The organism is Pseudomonas sp. URMO17WK12:I12 (genome assembly GCF_000514395.1).
Lineage (GTDB): Bacteria > Pseudomonadota > Gammaproteobacteria > Pseudomonadales > Pseudomonadaceae > Aquipseudomonas > Aquipseudomonas mucoides.
In genome coordinates this window covers 108,926-123,136 of the sequence record NZ_AZVV01000020.1, presented here as the reverse complement: position 1 = coordinate 123,136, position 14,211 = coordinate 108,926, and the positions used below count along the sequence as shown (strand labels likewise).

Annotated in this window: 13 protein-coding genes, 1 tRNA gene and 1 pseudogene; 8 read left to right on the top strand and 7 right to left on the bottom strand. The window is 58.0% G+C overall.

Translation table 11 applies throughout. The annotated features are described in order from the left end of the window. From vgrG to D882_RS0125750, 5 genes are all read right to left on the bottom strand, one after another. A partial coding sequence (gene vgrG, locus D882_RS0125770; protein ID WP_027925909.1) for a type VI secretion system tip protein VgrG occupies nt 1-509 on the bottom strand: 509 nt, incomplete at its 3' end. Between the two features lie 315 nt (nt 510-824). Further along, nucleotides 825-936, bottom strand: a tRNA-Gly gene (locus D882_RS1000000132755). Further along, on the bottom strand, nt 907-2,286 hold the full coding sequence (locus D882_RS0125760; RefSeq protein WP_027925907.1) for a helix-turn-helix domain-containing protein: 1,380 nt from the start codon (nt 2,284-2,286) through the stop codon (nt 907-909). The genes D882_RS1000000132755 and D882_RS0125760 overlap by 30 nt, the downstream gene beginning before the upstream one ends. A 125-nt stretch (nt 2,287-2,411) precedes the next feature. Then, the gene (locus D882_RS0125755; protein WP_027925906.1) at nt 2,412-2,660 is read right to left on the bottom strand and encodes a hypothetical protein; all 249 of its coding nucleotides are present in this window, start codon (nt 2,658-2,660) and stop codon (nt 2,412-2,414) included. A 358-nt stretch (nt 2,661-3,018) separates the two neighbouring features. After that, nucleotides 3,019-3,309, bottom strand: a complete 291-nt coding sequence (locus D882_RS0125750; protein ID WP_027925905.1) for a DUF3077 domain-containing protein — start codon at nt 3,307-3,309, stop codon at nt 3,019-3,021. Nucleotides 3,310-3,914: 605 nt separating this feature from the next. Between D882_RS0125750 and D882_RS01000000131420 the strand changes: the two are divergent. Then, nucleotides 3,915-4,097: pseudogene (locus D882_RS01000000131420) on the top strand (toxin-antitoxin system HicB family antitoxin); the annotation flags it as partial. Between the two features lie 171 nt (nt 4,098-4,268). After that, on the top strand, nt 4,269-4,601 hold the full coding sequence (locus D882_RS0125735; RefSeq protein WP_027925904.1) for a hypothetical protein: 333 nt from the start codon (nt 4,269-4,271) through the stop codon (nt 4,599-4,601). A gap of 29 nt (nt 4,602-4,630) precedes the next feature. On the opposite strand, the gene D882_RS0125730 is transcribed toward D882_RS0125735, so the two are convergent. Continuing rightward, entirely contained in the window at nt 4,631-5,236 is a 606-nt protein-coding gene (locus D882_RS0125730) for a cupin domain-containing protein (protein ID WP_050590239.1), read from the bottom strand. Nucleotides 5,237-5,301: 65 nt separating this feature from the next. Then, nucleotides 5,302-7,263, bottom strand: a complete 1,962-nt coding sequence (locus D882_RS0125725; protein WP_027925902.1) for an FAD-dependent oxidoreductase — start codon at nt 7,261-7,263, stop codon at nt 5,302-5,304. A 217-nt stretch (nt 7,264-7,480) separates the two neighbouring features. Between D882_RS0125725 and D882_RS0125720 the strand changes: the two genes are divergently transcribed. The 6 genes from D882_RS0125720 (at nt 7,481) to D882_RS0125695 (ending at nt 14,132) form a co-directional block, all read left to right on the top strand. Beyond that, entirely contained in the window at nt 7,481-8,530 is a 1,050-nt protein-coding gene (locus D882_RS0125720; protein WP_027925901.1) for an ABC transporter substrate-binding protein, read from the top strand. 75 nt (nt 8,531-8,605) lie between these two features. Continuing rightward, nucleotides 8,606-9,388 (top strand): class II aldolase/adducin family protein, encoded by a 783-nt coding sequence (locus D882_RS0125715; protein ID WP_027925900.1) that lies wholly within the window; start codon nt 8,606-8,608, stop codon nt 9,386-9,388. A 250-nt stretch (nt 9,389-9,638) separates the two neighbouring features. Beyond that, nucleotides 9,639-10,286 (top strand): TetR family transcriptional regulator C-terminal domain-containing protein, encoded by a 648-nt coding sequence (locus D882_RS0125710; protein ID WP_027925899.1) that lies wholly within the window; start codon nt 9,639-9,641, stop codon nt 10,284-10,286. A gap of 92 nt (nt 10,287-10,378) precedes the next feature. Continuing rightward, entirely contained in the window at nt 10,379-11,095 is a 717-nt protein-coding gene (locus tag D882_RS0125705; RefSeq protein ID WP_027925898.1) for a response regulator, read from the top strand. Nucleotides 11,096-11,100: 5 nt separating this feature from the next. Then, entirely contained in the window at nt 11,101-11,874 is a 774-nt protein-coding gene (locus D882_RS0125700) for an ABC transporter substrate-binding protein (protein ID WP_027925897.1), read from the top strand. Continuing rightward, nucleotides 11,871-14,132, top strand: coding sequence for a hybrid sensor histidine kinase/response regulator (locus D882_RS0125695; protein WP_027925896.1), 2,262 nt, complete (start codon nt 11,871-11,873; stop codon nt 14,130-14,132). The genes D882_RS0125700 and D882_RS0125695 overlap by 4 nt, the downstream gene beginning before the upstream one ends. Nucleotides 14,133-14,211 lie beyond the last annotated feature (79 nt).

The following is a 14,211-nucleotide window of genomic DNA, read 5'->3' as shown; positions in this document are numbered from 1 at the left end:
AAGTGGAAGTGAATGCCTTCTTCTTCGCACAGGCGCTGGATGAAATGCAGGTCGGATTCGTCGTACTGCACGCAGTAGTCGCGGTCCGGGTAAACCGCACCGAGCTGAAAACTGTAGGCGTCCGCGAGGATGCCGCGCGCTTCCAGGACCTGCGCGATGATCTTCGGCACGCTTAACTGCTGGAAGATTTGCTGGTCGTGGTTGTGGCGCAGGTACGCCAATTGCGGGCACAGGCTGATGCTGTAGCGGGTCAGTTTTTTACCCGAGTCGCCTTGCTCGATTCGATAGACCAGGCCGTGGATGAGGCCTTTGCCGGTTGCGCCGAAGGTCAGGCAACCTGGTTTGTGCAGAATGTCTTCGAGTTTCAGGTCGGGGCGGGCGCTGACCAGCTCGATGTCGAAACAGAACGGCTGGTTGAGGGCTTCACGGCCGACGAAACTGAGCACTTGTAGGTCGGCGGAAACGCCTTCCAGTGTGAGGAAAATATGGATTGCGTTAGCGTCCAGCATGCCTTGAATTCCATCCATTGAAACGACTCAGGATGAAGGATGGTGAAGGATTCGCTTGATTACCTCAATGTGAAAATCGGCACGGGGATACTGGCGGGGTGAAAAATCAGATTTTTCCTACAATAAGCTACGTATCGGGCTACGCGTATAGACGCACGAATCATTCAGATTGCGGTATGGATTTCTTACTGCTGGTTCGGGTGTTGTTGAAGCGCTGGTGTCTGCTTCTATTCGTTCGGAGTCTGATAAAAACGGAAACAGACATCTTAATAGACACCTGGTTGACGCGAAGAAGGCTGGAGGCCTTGAAAATAGTGGAGCGGGTGAAGGGAATCGAACCCTCGTTATCAGCTTGGGAAGCTTGATGCTGAGGGTTCGTGTCAAAAGTAGATGTGGTTTAAACCTTTTTGTTCAATTGCTCGCTCGCTATCTCTTCAATAGCGGTGTTTGAAAAGCTCATTCCGTTAAATGAGCTAAAGAGGTCGCCAACTACGTCAGGGATTAACGATGGTATTGATGAAGGGGCGAGGTCGAGGGGGATTTTGATGTGGCTAACTATTTCTTCATCGCTACATATTCTTCCGGGAGAGAAGTAACGCCCTACATTATATGAGCTGAGTTGTCGTCCAGCTAATCCACTCCAGCGGAATGCAAATTCCAAAGTTGTATCGTTAGCTCGAAACCCCATGGATTTAGCGAAAGAAATCGCTGCCGATATAGCCTCTGTTACGCCGCTAATTGCAAAGTCCATGGAGAAAAACTGGTTGGGTTCTTTACCATTCTTAATGGCGATCGCATCATCTAGTAAAACGCGAGCGTGGTAAAAGCGACCTGGGGGTTCGACTCTCCAAAAGTCTAAATGGGGTACTATGAATGAGCCGACGTAATCCTCGATTAGCGCCTCCCAGCCTCCCGAGCGAGTTCTTGGTCTATCACGAGGTTGAGAAAAGCCGCGCGTATCCATCCACAAAGGCCACCCGGAGTGATGAGGGTTAGCGTACATGAACGAAGATAAGAAATTATCATCGGCTCTTACCCCTTGCCGAACCTCTGCACTGTTGATTATGAATGCGAACTCAACCCGTCCTTGACCCAGATCCCTTACATCGTCAGCTTTCGGAATTTCTAGAAATCTTTGACGGCACTCATTTAGAAAGGCATCAATTACTGCTGTCTCTGGTTCTATCGGATCACCGCCAAATTGTGCGAGTAAACCTGGGATATCTAAACCCGTAAGGTGTCGTCTTACAAAGTTTCCGATATCTGCTTCTCTGTTGTCGAAGCACACATTCATAATTTGCGGCCAGTCGCTGAATAGTGCTGCAGCGGTGCTAGGTGTGTTGTTCGCACCTAAGGTTCGGACGTAGACCGTGTCTTTTTTAACTAACTCTCTTGGTGGAACCCTTAGATCTAAAATTCCAACTTTAGCAGCAACGGGAGTTCGTGCTCCGGACGGAATCACTATGAATGGAAATCGCACTCCCTGAAAGTTTCCGAATTCGACAGATATTTCAAAGGTCTCTGACGAATGTCGAGTAATTAGAGCTTGGATCGTATCCTGGTGAAACTGGTTATCTAAATTTTCTGGAGCCTCTGAGGTTAACGGAACACCCTCATCGGAAACTCCGATCCCCAGGTGCCCACCGTTGAAATTTCGCAGAGCAATTGCAGCTTTAACAATCTTTGCCTTTCCCTCTGGGGTTGAGGGATCAATCCAGGCTTTTAGTTCTATGTTTAGACTTTCGCGAGGCGCCCGTAAAAACTCATCTAAATCCATTCTAGTCATCCTGCTTTGAGTATCACTTCGCCTACTTATACGCCTTCCAGCGGCAAAGGGCAGGACGGCAGTAAGTCTCATTCCTCTCCATTCATGCTGGCGGCGCTGGTATCGCTCGCTCGGGGCTACTCGACGTCTTTGAGGGCTTCTTGGGCTGCGGCCATGGCCTCGATCGTCCGTGCACTTGGTGATCGCGGTGCCTGGGCAGCTGGAGCGGATGGTTTGCCCAGAACATACCAAACGAATGTTTTTCCATCGTTCTGCCCGTTGCCGGCTGAGGTGACAGCTAACAGTTTCCAACCTTCGGCGAGCTTAGTATTGGCACTGCTAGCACCAGCGACCTGAATCACTTCTACCGCTTCACTCATTTGCATCGGTAACGCTCCTTGTGTGTGATGGCTAAGTGTACCCATTTTGCTAGCAGACAGACGGACGGACTGCATAGCAGCGGTAGCGATGAGGAGGTTTAGGGCAAACTCAGGGCCGCCATAGGCCGCAGACCGCCATGAGCAAAAGATGAAAGTACCGTAATTTCTGGCCTTAAGCGGCCTACAGGGATACTAGAAGGGGGTCGAATCCCTATCTCTCCGCCATACATAGAAAAAGCCCCGTAGCTGAAAAGTTACGGGGCTTTTTCGTTTCTGATGTTTCGCTCAGGGAATTTTTAGCTGCGCTTTCAACCAGAGTTGGAAGCCCCTGATATCTCGGGCGAATACTCAGAGTGGCGGGGCACTAACTTGCTGTCTTTTCACTCTTCCGAACAGGCCGTGGCGAAACAGCCTTCACCATATCATCGATTAGCGCTTTTCCCATCGAAGTCAAATAGTGCGCAGCCCAAGCATGACGGTCGGTGTCTTTTGCATAAGCTGCGTCCTCTGTGAGTGCCTTGGCCAGGAACAGGAAGTCCGAGGCCTGTGCCAATGCAACACTGATGGGCACACCCGCGCTGACGTGGAACATTGCATTGTCTGAGCAATAGATAGGGGTGAAGCCAATGGTTTTTGCTTCCGTTGATTCGCTCATTTGCCACCTCCATTGATGCACAGGTGAGGGCGACGAAGCGGGAAGCTATGTTGTGCAGAGCAGCGGTGAGCGAAAGGATGATTTTTAGACGGATTTATTTTGTTCATTATCAGTTCCCTTGATTTGAGGAACTGCCACTTAGCCGTCTCAAAAGCTTGGGTGGCAGCCGTGCGTGGTGTGAGACCCGGCAATCAAGGCAACCGGTAGGCCCGAAGGCCTTCCACGCACAGCCGCCATAAAACCGTATCGCAGTCGAAAAAAACACCGCGATGGGTTCTGTGGCGCTTTGCGCCTTGATTGGTACCCGGGGTCTCACTCCCGATCGCTGAATGTGCAGCGACGTCTGGAGAGTATCCCGACGCAGATATGACCAACAAGGAGGTAACTTGCCCAAAAGCAGAGCAAGCGTACCCTCTTACGCAACTCTCGGATTTTGCCTACAACTTCATCAAGAGTCACTCGGATAGTCTGCTAACCGCGCAACAGAAAACCTGAACGCCAAACATGGAGCGACTGCTCGGAGCCGCGGGTGTTAGACGCTCAAATAAGAAAAACTAGCTGGATCGTGGTGCGCGAATTTTCCTTGAACAAGCAGGAGTCACCCCGTGAATGTGATGAATTACCAAGGCTATACCGCCCGCATTGAATACAGCGACGAAGACAGCCTGTTTGTCGGCCACATCACGTGCATCAAGGATATCGTTGGCTTTCATGGCGAGTCAGTACGGGAGCTTCGAGAAGCATTTGAAGTGGCCGTCACTGATTATCTGGATACGCGTGCCAATCTCTCGACCCGCCTAGCACGCGGTACCGAATGACGACCGTGATAGTCCACCAATCCGGTATCACTACCGCCAAGCGATAACCGCGAAGCACCATTCCAAATTCAGGAAACAAGGCAAATCCACGTCATTAGCTATCATGCAATACACAACAAATATCCGGATGACGGAGGACGCATGAACAAATGGCAACGGCTTTGGTTGTCTGTGAAGCTGATAACAGCCGTAGCGGCCTGCGTAGCCGCCGGTGTTCAGGCTTTCTTTTACATGATGGACAGCACTGACGCCTCCCGAATACACCCGCTGAGTATTCTGGTCGCCGGGCTGATTTTCGGCTTCATCACCTTCGGACTTCTTTCATTCATTGAAGAAGGTATACGGCGACTATTAGCCCCATTGTTCACCGCCAAACCCCAACCTCAAGCGAACGCTGATACCGATTCAGAGCTGGTAGCGCAGCCGCCGCTCATCCTGTCTGCTGATGATTCAACTCAACAGAAGAGCCTGTGAGCTGACATTCGGCGGCCAATGCCAAACCCTCAAAACGTAGGTGGCGTCACCACCCAAATCACCACCGCATCCACCTCCCCGGGGTTCCCATACCGATGCGGTTCCTGGCTGGAAAAACTAAAGCTATCCCCTTCACCCAGCGAAAAGTGCCGTTCCCCGACCCACAACTCAAAACTGCCCGACAGCACATACCCCGCCTCTTCACCTTCATGGCTGTAACTTTGCTGACTGTAAGCCCCCGGCGGAAACCGTGAGTGCAGCATCTCCAGTTGCCGATTCGGCTGCGGCGTCAGTAGGTGATCAACGATGCCGTCTTCGTAATGCACGCTCATCCGGGTGTTTTTGCGCACGACAATGCCGTCATCTTCCGGCGCCGTTTGCGTTTCGCTGGCGAAGAACCATTGAATGGTCACGCCCAGGCTCCGGGCGATGTTGAACAGGGCCGGGATGGAAGGGTAGGCGAGGTTGCGTTCGAGCTGGCTGATGTAGCCCGCTGTCAATTCGCTCATCTGCGCCAGTTCGGCCAGGGTCATGCCCCGGCGTTTGCGCAAGCCTCGAATCCGAGTGCCGAGAAAATGCGGTTCCGCCGAAGGCGTGGCGGCGTCCTGTATGGGCGCGCCGGTGGCAGGCTGCATCTTGCTGCTGTTGCTCATGGCGTGCTCCAAACCGGGGTTCGCAAAACCCCGGAGTATAAACAGCCTTAAAGCTCCCAGGCGACTTTCAAACCCTCGTAGATGGCTTCTTCGGCGGTGCGCGGGGCGAGGCAGTCGCCGATGCGGCGAAACTCCACCAGTCCTTGCAGTTCTGCGCCGAGGGTATCGACGGGTTGATGGCCCTGGCAGAGCACCAGGGTGTCGATGTTTTCGAAGATCATCGGCTCGCCGCTGGCGGTGTGTTGCAGGTAGACGGTGTTGTCGTCGCAGCCATAGAGGCGGGCGTAGGGGGTGATCGGGATGCCGAGCTTGTGCAGTTCGCCGGCCAGTTGATCGCGTACGTACAGCGGCAGGTTTTCCCCGCAATGGGTGCCGTTGACCGCCAGTTGCACTTGATGCCCGGCGCGGACCAGGCGTTCGGCGATGCCGGGGCCGATCCAGTCGCAGCGCCAGTCGACCACCATCACCGAACGACCGATTTGTACCTCGTCGCGCAGCACTTGCCAGGCGTCGACCACCTGCAAGTTACCGCCGCGCTCGAACGCCGGCCAATACGGTTCGGCACCGGTGGCGACGATTACCATGTCCGGCCGTTCGCGCTCAACCAGCGCCCGGTCGACGCGGGTGTTGCGCACCACGCGCACGCCGGCCAGTTCCATTTCCCGTTGCAGGTTGGTGCTGGCGCCGCCGAATTCAGCGCGTTTTGGTAACAGTTGCGCGAGCAAAACCTGGCCGCCGAGTTGCGAGTTGGCTTCGTACAGAGTTACGTCGTGTCCGCGCTGGGCGGCGACGGCAGCAGCCTTCATGCCGGCGGGGCCACCGCCGGCGATCATGATGCGTTTACGTTGCTTCGCCGGTTGCCGTTGGCCGAAGATCAATTCGCGCCCGGTTTCCGGGTGCTGGATGCAGGAGATCGGCAAGCCTTTGTGGAAGTGACCGATACAGGCCTGATTGCAGGCGATGCAGGCGCGCACATCTTCGACGTGGCCGGTGTCGGTCTTGTTGGGCATTTGCGGGTCGCAGATCAGCGCGCGGGTCATGCCGCAGACATCGGCCTGACCGCGCGACAGAATCAACTCGGCTTCCTGCGGCTGGTTGATGCGCCCGGTGACGAACAGCGGAATCGACAGGCCGGCCTTGAACGTTCCGGCCTCCTTGGCCAGGTACGCCGCTTCGATCGCCATCGGCGGCACGATGTGCACCGCGCCGCCCAAGGAAGCCGAGGTGCCGGCAACAATGTGCACGTAATCCAGCAGCGGTTGCAGCGATTGCACGGCCGATAAGGATTCGTCTTCGGTCAGCCCTTCGGGATCACGTTCGTCGGCGGAGATGCGCAGGCCGATGATGAAATGCTCGTCGGTGTTGGCGCGCACGGCGGCGATCACTTCGCGCAGAAAACGCAGGCGCTGGTCGAGCTCACCGTTGTAGCCATCGGTGCGACGGTTGACCCGTGGATTGATGAATTGCGCCGGCAGGTAACCGTGGCTGGCGACCACTTCGACGCCGTCGATTCCGGCCTGATACAAGCGTCGGGCCGCCGCCCCGTAACCGGCAACGATCTCGTCGATCATCGTCTGATCCAGCGCCCGCGGCATCACCCGGAAGCGTTCGTTGGGCACCGCCGATGGCGAGTACGCGACGGCCAGCAGGCCATCGCTGGACTCCATGATTTCGCGCCCCGGGTGGAAGATCTGCGACAGCACCACGGTGCCGTGTGCGTGGCAGCTCTCGGCAATCTTTCGATAACCCTCGATGCACGCGTCATCGGTCGCCATCAGCACGTGCGAGGTGTACCGCGCGCTGTCATGCACCCCGGCCACTTGCAGCACGATCAGCCCGACACCGCCTTCGGCTCGCGCGGTGTGATAGGCGATCAGTTGCTCGTTGACCAGGTTGTCGGTGGGCATCGACGTGTCGTGACCGCTGGACATGATGCGATTTTTCAGGCGTTTGCCCCGCAGCTGCAAGGGTTCGAACAGGTGTGCAAAAGCGGCGGAAGAGGACGGCATGGTGCGGGTACTCCGGGCAGGCTGAAGCCGAAAGGCCGGGTTTTCGGCGTTGTTATTATTTGCCTATAGAAATTTACCTTCAGTAAAAAATCAACTTGTTTTTTTACTGTTGCTCACAGTAGATTCATTTGGCGCCCGCACCTGGGGCGAACCTCACAACAATAAAAAAGGGTCACGGCGGCGTTGAGTCGCGTGGCACCTGCAAGAGGAACCACTGATGAAATCGAACACGCTCAAGCACGGTTTTTATCCCTTGATGCTGTCCCTGGCCATGGGCCTGGGCAGCGCTCAGGCAGCACCGGACATGGTGGTGGTAGGTTACGGCGGTGCCGGCCAGAAAGCCCAGGATGTGGCGTTTTTCCAGCCGTTCAGCGTCGCGGATCACAGCAAGCTGATCCAGAGTGAATACAACGGCGAGATGGCCCGGATCAAAGTGATGGTCGATACCGGCAATGCTGATTGGGACGTGGTGCAGATCGAAGGCCCGGACTTGATGCGCGGCTGCGATGAAGGCATGTACGAGAAACTCGACTGGAGCAAACTCGGCCGCGTCGATCAACTGATACCCGATGCGGCACAGGCGTGCGGTTCGGCGGCGCTGGTGTGGAGCGTGGCGATTGCCTACGACACGCAGAAACTGGCGCAGGCCCCGACGTCGTGGGCAGATTTCTGGGACGTGCAGAAAATCCCCGGCAAGCGTGGCCTGCGTAAACGCGCGGTGTACAACCTGGAATTCGCCTTGCTGGCCGACGGGGTGAAAGTCGAGGACGTGTATTCCGTGTTGAACACCCCGCAAGGTGTCGACCGCGCCTTCGCCAAACTCACCCAGCTCAAGCCTTACATTCAGTGGTGGGAAGCCGGCGCGCAACCGGCGCAATGGCTGATGGCCGGGGATGTGGTGATGACCTCGACCTACAGCGGACGTGTGGCCGCGGCCGCGCAAAACGGCAGTCACCTCGGGCTGGTCTGGCCGGGCAGTCTGTATGGCATGGATTACTGGGCGATCATCAAAGGCTCGAAACATGTCGATCAGGCCAAGCGCTTTATCGCCTTCGCCAATCAGCCGGATGCTCAGGTCAAGTACGTCGAGCAGATTCCGTACGGCCCGACCAATACCGAAGCCGCCGCCAAACTGGACAGCAAACTCGCGCAATGGGTGCCCACCGCGCCGCAAAACCTGAAGGGTGCGCTGTCTATGGACGTGGCGTTCTGGGTGGATCACGGTGAAGAACTTGAAGAGCGCTTCAACGCCTGGGCCAGCAAGTAATCGCAAGCGGCTGGACGTGGCAGCGCGTCCAGCCTTACTGTTTCGCGCAGTCGATCAGCCTGGAGACCTAGAACAATGAACGAGATCGCCACGTTTTCTCAGCGCAGCGCCACCGAGCAACACCTGCGTGAGGAGTTGGCCGCCTGCTACCGATTGATCGCGCACTTTCGCATGACCGATCTGATCTTTACCCACATCTCGGTGCGGATACCGGGGCCTGAGCATCACTTCCTGATCAATCCGTATGGGTTGATGTTCGATGAAATCACCGCGTCCAACCTGGTGAAGATTGGCCTGGATGGCCATGCCGTGGAGGCGTCGCCGTACCCGGTGAATCCGGCGGGGTTTGTGATTCACAGCGCGATTCACGGGGCTCGTGAAGACGCGCAGTGCGTGCTGCACACCCATACCAAATCCGGATGTGCGGTCGCGGCGTTGAAGTGTGGGTTGTTGCCGGTGAACCAGATCTCGATGGAGTTCTATGGCCGGGTTGCGTACCACGATTATGAAGGGGTGGCGCTGGACATGGGTGAGCAGGAACGTCTGGTGCGGGACCTTGGTGATAAGCCGGTGTTGATGCTGCGCAACCATGGTTTGTTGACTGTGGGGGAGACCGTCAGCCAGGCGTTTTTACGCATGTATTATCTGGAGAAAGCTTGCGAAATTCAGCTTGCCGCGCAGGCAGCGGGTGAGTTGGTGTTGCCGTCGGCGGAGGTTTGCGAACACACCGAGCGCCAGTTCAATGACCCTGGCCGGCCGCTGGAAGAAGGCGAGTTGAGTGACCCGGATGCCATGCAATTGGCTTGGGCTGCGATGCTGCGATTGCTTGATCGGGTGGCGCCGGGTTATCGGGATTGACCGATGTTCCTCTATTGATCGGGCTGGCCCCTTCGCGAGCAGGCTCGCTCCCACAGGGTTTTGTGTCGGGCACAAATAATCGGGGGCACTCAGATCAAATGTGGGAGCGTGGCTTGCCCGCGATGGGCGCGACACCGTCTCAGAACCCTGCAACCGACTAGAGACTTTCCACCCTCTTGCTGTACAGTCGTTCAGCGCGCGGATTAACCCACCGCGTCCCTAACGATTGATCCCACGGAGAGTGTCGCGCATGAGTCAGGAAGCCCGTTTTTCCCGCATGGAGCCGGAGTTGCGCAAGGCCAATCTGATCGAGGCGACGCTGGTGTGCCTCAAGCGCCACGGTTTCCAGGGCGCCTCGATCCGCAAGATTTCCGCCGAGGCCGGTGTTTCGGTCGGGCTGATCAGCCATCACTATTCTGGCAAGGATGAACTGGTGGCCGAGGCCTACCGCGCGATCACCGGCCGCGTCATGAGCCTGCTGCGCGAGGCCATGGCCCATGCGGCACCCAACGCCCGCGAACGACTGTCGGCATTCTTCCGCGGTTCGTTTTCCGCCGAATTGCTCGATCCGCAATTGATCGACGCCTGGCTGGCATTCTGGGGCGCGGTGCGTACCGCCGAGTCGATCAACCTCGCACACGAACATTCCTACGGCGAGTACCGCGGCATCCTGCGCAAGGTCCTGACCGATCTGGCACAGGAAGAAAACTGGGAAAATTTTGACGCCGATCTCGCCGCCATCAGCCTCAGCGCCTTGCTCGACGGTTTGTGGCTGGAGTCGGGCCTCAACCCCGGCACGTTCACGCCGGAGCAGGGCATCCAGATTTGCGAAGCCTGGGTCGACGGATTGCAAGCGGGCGGTCGCCAACGGTTTTGCGTCCAGACGACGGGCTGTTGATCAGTCGTTCAGCAGTCGATACTCTCTGGCGCCACAGCAACAAAACACTCTAATAAGAAACACGCCTTCGGGCACACGCGGGACACCATGCGATGACTCCTCGGGTATTGATCGTCGACGACGATCCGTTGATTCGCGAACTGCTGCAGGCCTACTTGTCCCAGGAAGGTTACGAGGTGCATTGCGCCGCCACGGCGGAGCTGGCCGACACGTTCCTGGCGAGCCAGACGGTCGATCTGGTGATGCTCGATATCCGCCTGCCGGGCAAGGACGGCCTGACGCTGACCCGGGAGCTGCGGGTGCGTTCGGAAGTCGGGATCATTCTGATCACCGGGCGCAACGACGAAATCGACCGCATCGTCGGCCTTGAATGCGGCGCCGATGACTACGTGATCAAACCGCTCAACCCTCGCGAACTGGTGTCCCGGGCGAAAAACCTGATACGCCGGGTGCGTCACGCGCAAACGCCGCAACCGGTGGCAGCCGTCGCCAAACCGGTCAAACAGTTCGCTGACTGGGCGCTGGACACCGACCGCCGACGACTGATCGACCCGACAGGCACCGAAACCCTGCTGACCCACGGCGAGTACCAATTGCTCAGCGTGTTCCTGCGCAACAGCGGCCACACCTTGAGCCGCGATCAATTGATGGACCAGATCCGCAACCGCGAATGGGTACCCAACGATCGCTCCATCGACGTGCTGGTCGGACGCTTGCGCCGCAAGTTGCACGACGACCCGGCCGAGCCGCAATTGATCATTACCATTCACGGCGCCGGTTACCTGTTCACCGCCAGCGTGGCGGCCTGAACCCGATGTGGCGGGTATTTGGCCTGCTGTTGGCGCTGGCCGCGACCCGCGCGATGGCCGCGGAAAAAGTGCGCTACTGCGACTACCCGGTCTACCCGCCGATCTCCTGGAGTGACGGCAAACAAGTACGCGGCCTGGCCCCGAGCGTGGTGAAAAACCTCTTTGGGCGACTGGGTTATGACGTCGACATCGTCGTGCTGGGCAACTGGAAGCGCTGCCTGCTCGACGTCGCTGAAGGCCGGGTCGATGTGGTGTTGGCTTATAGCACCGCGCAACGGGAGCAGAGCATGGTGTTTTCGACGGTGCCGGTGTTGCGCGAGGAGGTAGCGTTGTTCATCAATCGTCAGCACCCGGTGAAATTCGAGCGTCTGGAGGACCTGGCCCATTACCGTGGCGGGTTGCTGTTCGGTGAAAGTTACGGCGTCGATTTCGATCGCTTGGTCGCGCAACACCAGAACATCGAATGGGTCTCTGACAGCGGCCAGAACTTCGGCAAACTGATCCGCGCACGTATCGATTTCATCACCTCGGAACGACGCACCGGTCAGCTGTACGTCGAGAACCTGCCGGGCGCGCAAGACATCGTCGCGCTACCGAATGCCTTGAGCGTCGACTATTTGCGGGTGGCCATATCGCGCAAGTCCCCCTTGGCCAAGCGCATGCCGCAGATCGACGCGCAACTGAAACGCATGGTCGATGCTGGAGAAGTCGAGCAGTGGTTGAATGAAAGCGAAGTCACCTACCGTGACATGGTCAACCTGCCGGCGAACGCCAAATGATCCGCGCGCGTCCGGGTGGATTACTGCGACGTCTGCTGCTGTTTATTCTGTTGTTCAGCCTGTGTTTCACCGTGCTGGCGAGCACCGTGCAGCTGTACTTCGAATACCGCCGCGAGATGCGCGACATCGACTCGCGCATGGAGCTGATTCGGGCCGGTTACCTGGCCAGTCTGGAGCGCAGTCTCTGGGACTTGAACCAGGAACAACTGAACGTGCAGTTGCGGGGCCTGGTGGACTTTTCCGATGTGGCGCGGGTGCACCTGATCAGCCCCGATTTCGATCTGCTGCAAGGCAATGCCGACCCGATCGGGCCGTTGCGCATCGAGCGTTTTGAACTGGATTATCAACCACCAACCGGGCCTTCACGGCACTTGGGCCAGTTGGAGGTCAGCACCGATCTGGGCGCGGTGCATCAGCGCCTGTTCGCCACCGGTTTGACCAGCCTGCTGTGGATGAGCGTGTTTCTGTGCGGTCTGGCCGTGGCGTTGTCGGGGCTGTTCTACCGCTTGGTCACCCGGCACCTGCAAGTCATGGCCGAGTTTGCCCGACGCATCGCTGCCGGTGACTGGCACGAGCCGTTGCACCTGGACAAACGCCGGCACGTTCACGAAGACGAAATCGACACCGTGGCCCACGCGCTGGACGACATGCGCCGGGCCATTCTCAGCGACATTGACCGCCGCGAAACCGATCGGCTGGCCCTGCAAGACAACCGTGATGAATTGCTCAGGCTGGTCGAGCGCCGCACCGCCAGCCTGATGCGCGCCAAGGACGAAGCCGAGGCCGCCAACCTCGCCAAGTCGCGTTTTCTGGCGACCATGAGCCACGAGTTGCGCACCCCGCTCAACGGCATTCTCGGCATGGCCGAATTGCTGCGCGGCGCACGTCTGGATGAGCGTGACGGCAAACGTCTGGATGCGCTGTACAAGGCGGGCGAAGGGCTGCTGTCGATTCTCAACGAAGTGCTGTATTTCGCGCGATTGGAGGAGGGCGTCAGTCACCCGGAACCGGTCGACTTTTCGGTCCGGCAATTGCTCGATGAGGTGCTGACGCTGCTGGAACCGCGCGCGCTGAGCAACGACACGACGCTGCACTGTCGAATCGATCCACAGGTCGCCGAGCGCTATCACGGAGCCGAGCAATTCTTGCGTCAGGTGCTGAGTAATTTGCTGGCCAACGCGATCAAGTTCACCGAAGGCGGCAAGGTTGAGGTCGACGTCGCGCTGCTGGCTCAAGGTCCGGAACAGACCGGGCAACGGCTGCGCGTGAGCGTGACAGACAACGGCATTGGCATCGCCCCGGCCATGCAGGAGAAGATCTTCGAACGTTTCACCCAGGCCAGCGAAGAGGTGGCGCAACGCTTTGGCGGAACCGGTCTCGGGCTGGCGATCAGCAAGCATCTGGTCGAGCAGTTGGGCGGGCGGATTGGCGTCGAAAGCGAAGTCGGGCGGGGCAGTTGTTTCTGGTTCGAACTGACGTTGCAGGCGTCTACCGGCCTCACCACGGTGGCGCACAGCAGCGAGTCGGTGCAGGCGCTGAAGGTGCTGGTGGTCGAGGATGTGGCGCTGAACCGCGAAGTGGTCAGCGGCTTGTTGCAGCGTGACGGGCATCAGGTCTGGCTTGCCGAAGAAGGCGAGCAGGCGCTGGCGCAGTGTGCCGGGCAAGCCTTCGATTTGATCCTGCTCGATGTGCACCTGCCGGGCATCAGCGGCGTCGAGCTGTGCAAGCTGATCCGCCACACCCAAGGCCCGAACCGTCAGGCGCGGATCTTCGCCCTGACCGCCAGCGTGCAGCCGGCCTTGATGCGCGGTTATCTGGAGGCCGGCATGGACGGCATTCTCGCCAAGCCGCTGAAGCTCGAAAACCTGCGACAAGTGCTGGCCGGGCAACTGCCGGTGTCCACATCGCAACCAGATGACGAGGCGATGGACTGGCCGCTGCTGTACACCCATCGGACCTTGCTCGGGGAACAGAAACTGCAGGGCTTGCTGGCGGTGTTGCGTGACTCGATCCATCAGCATCGTGACGCACTCACCGAAGCCATCGAGGCTGACGATTGCACTGAAGTCGCCCACCTGGCCCATCGACTGGCCGGCAGCAGCGACTCATTGGGCTTTCGTGCGTTGGCCAATGTGCTGCGCGCTTTGGAAGAGGCCGCGATGGTCAATGATGAGCAGACGATGCGGACCTTGGCTTCTCAACTTCATGCGCAATTGCGGCGTTCGCAACAGACGCTGGCTGAGTTGTTGTCCCGCTGACGTACAAGTTCGTTACGACTTTTTACAACTTTGATCTTTACGGTCAATCGGACCTTACATGCGCTTCCAATAATCGAGG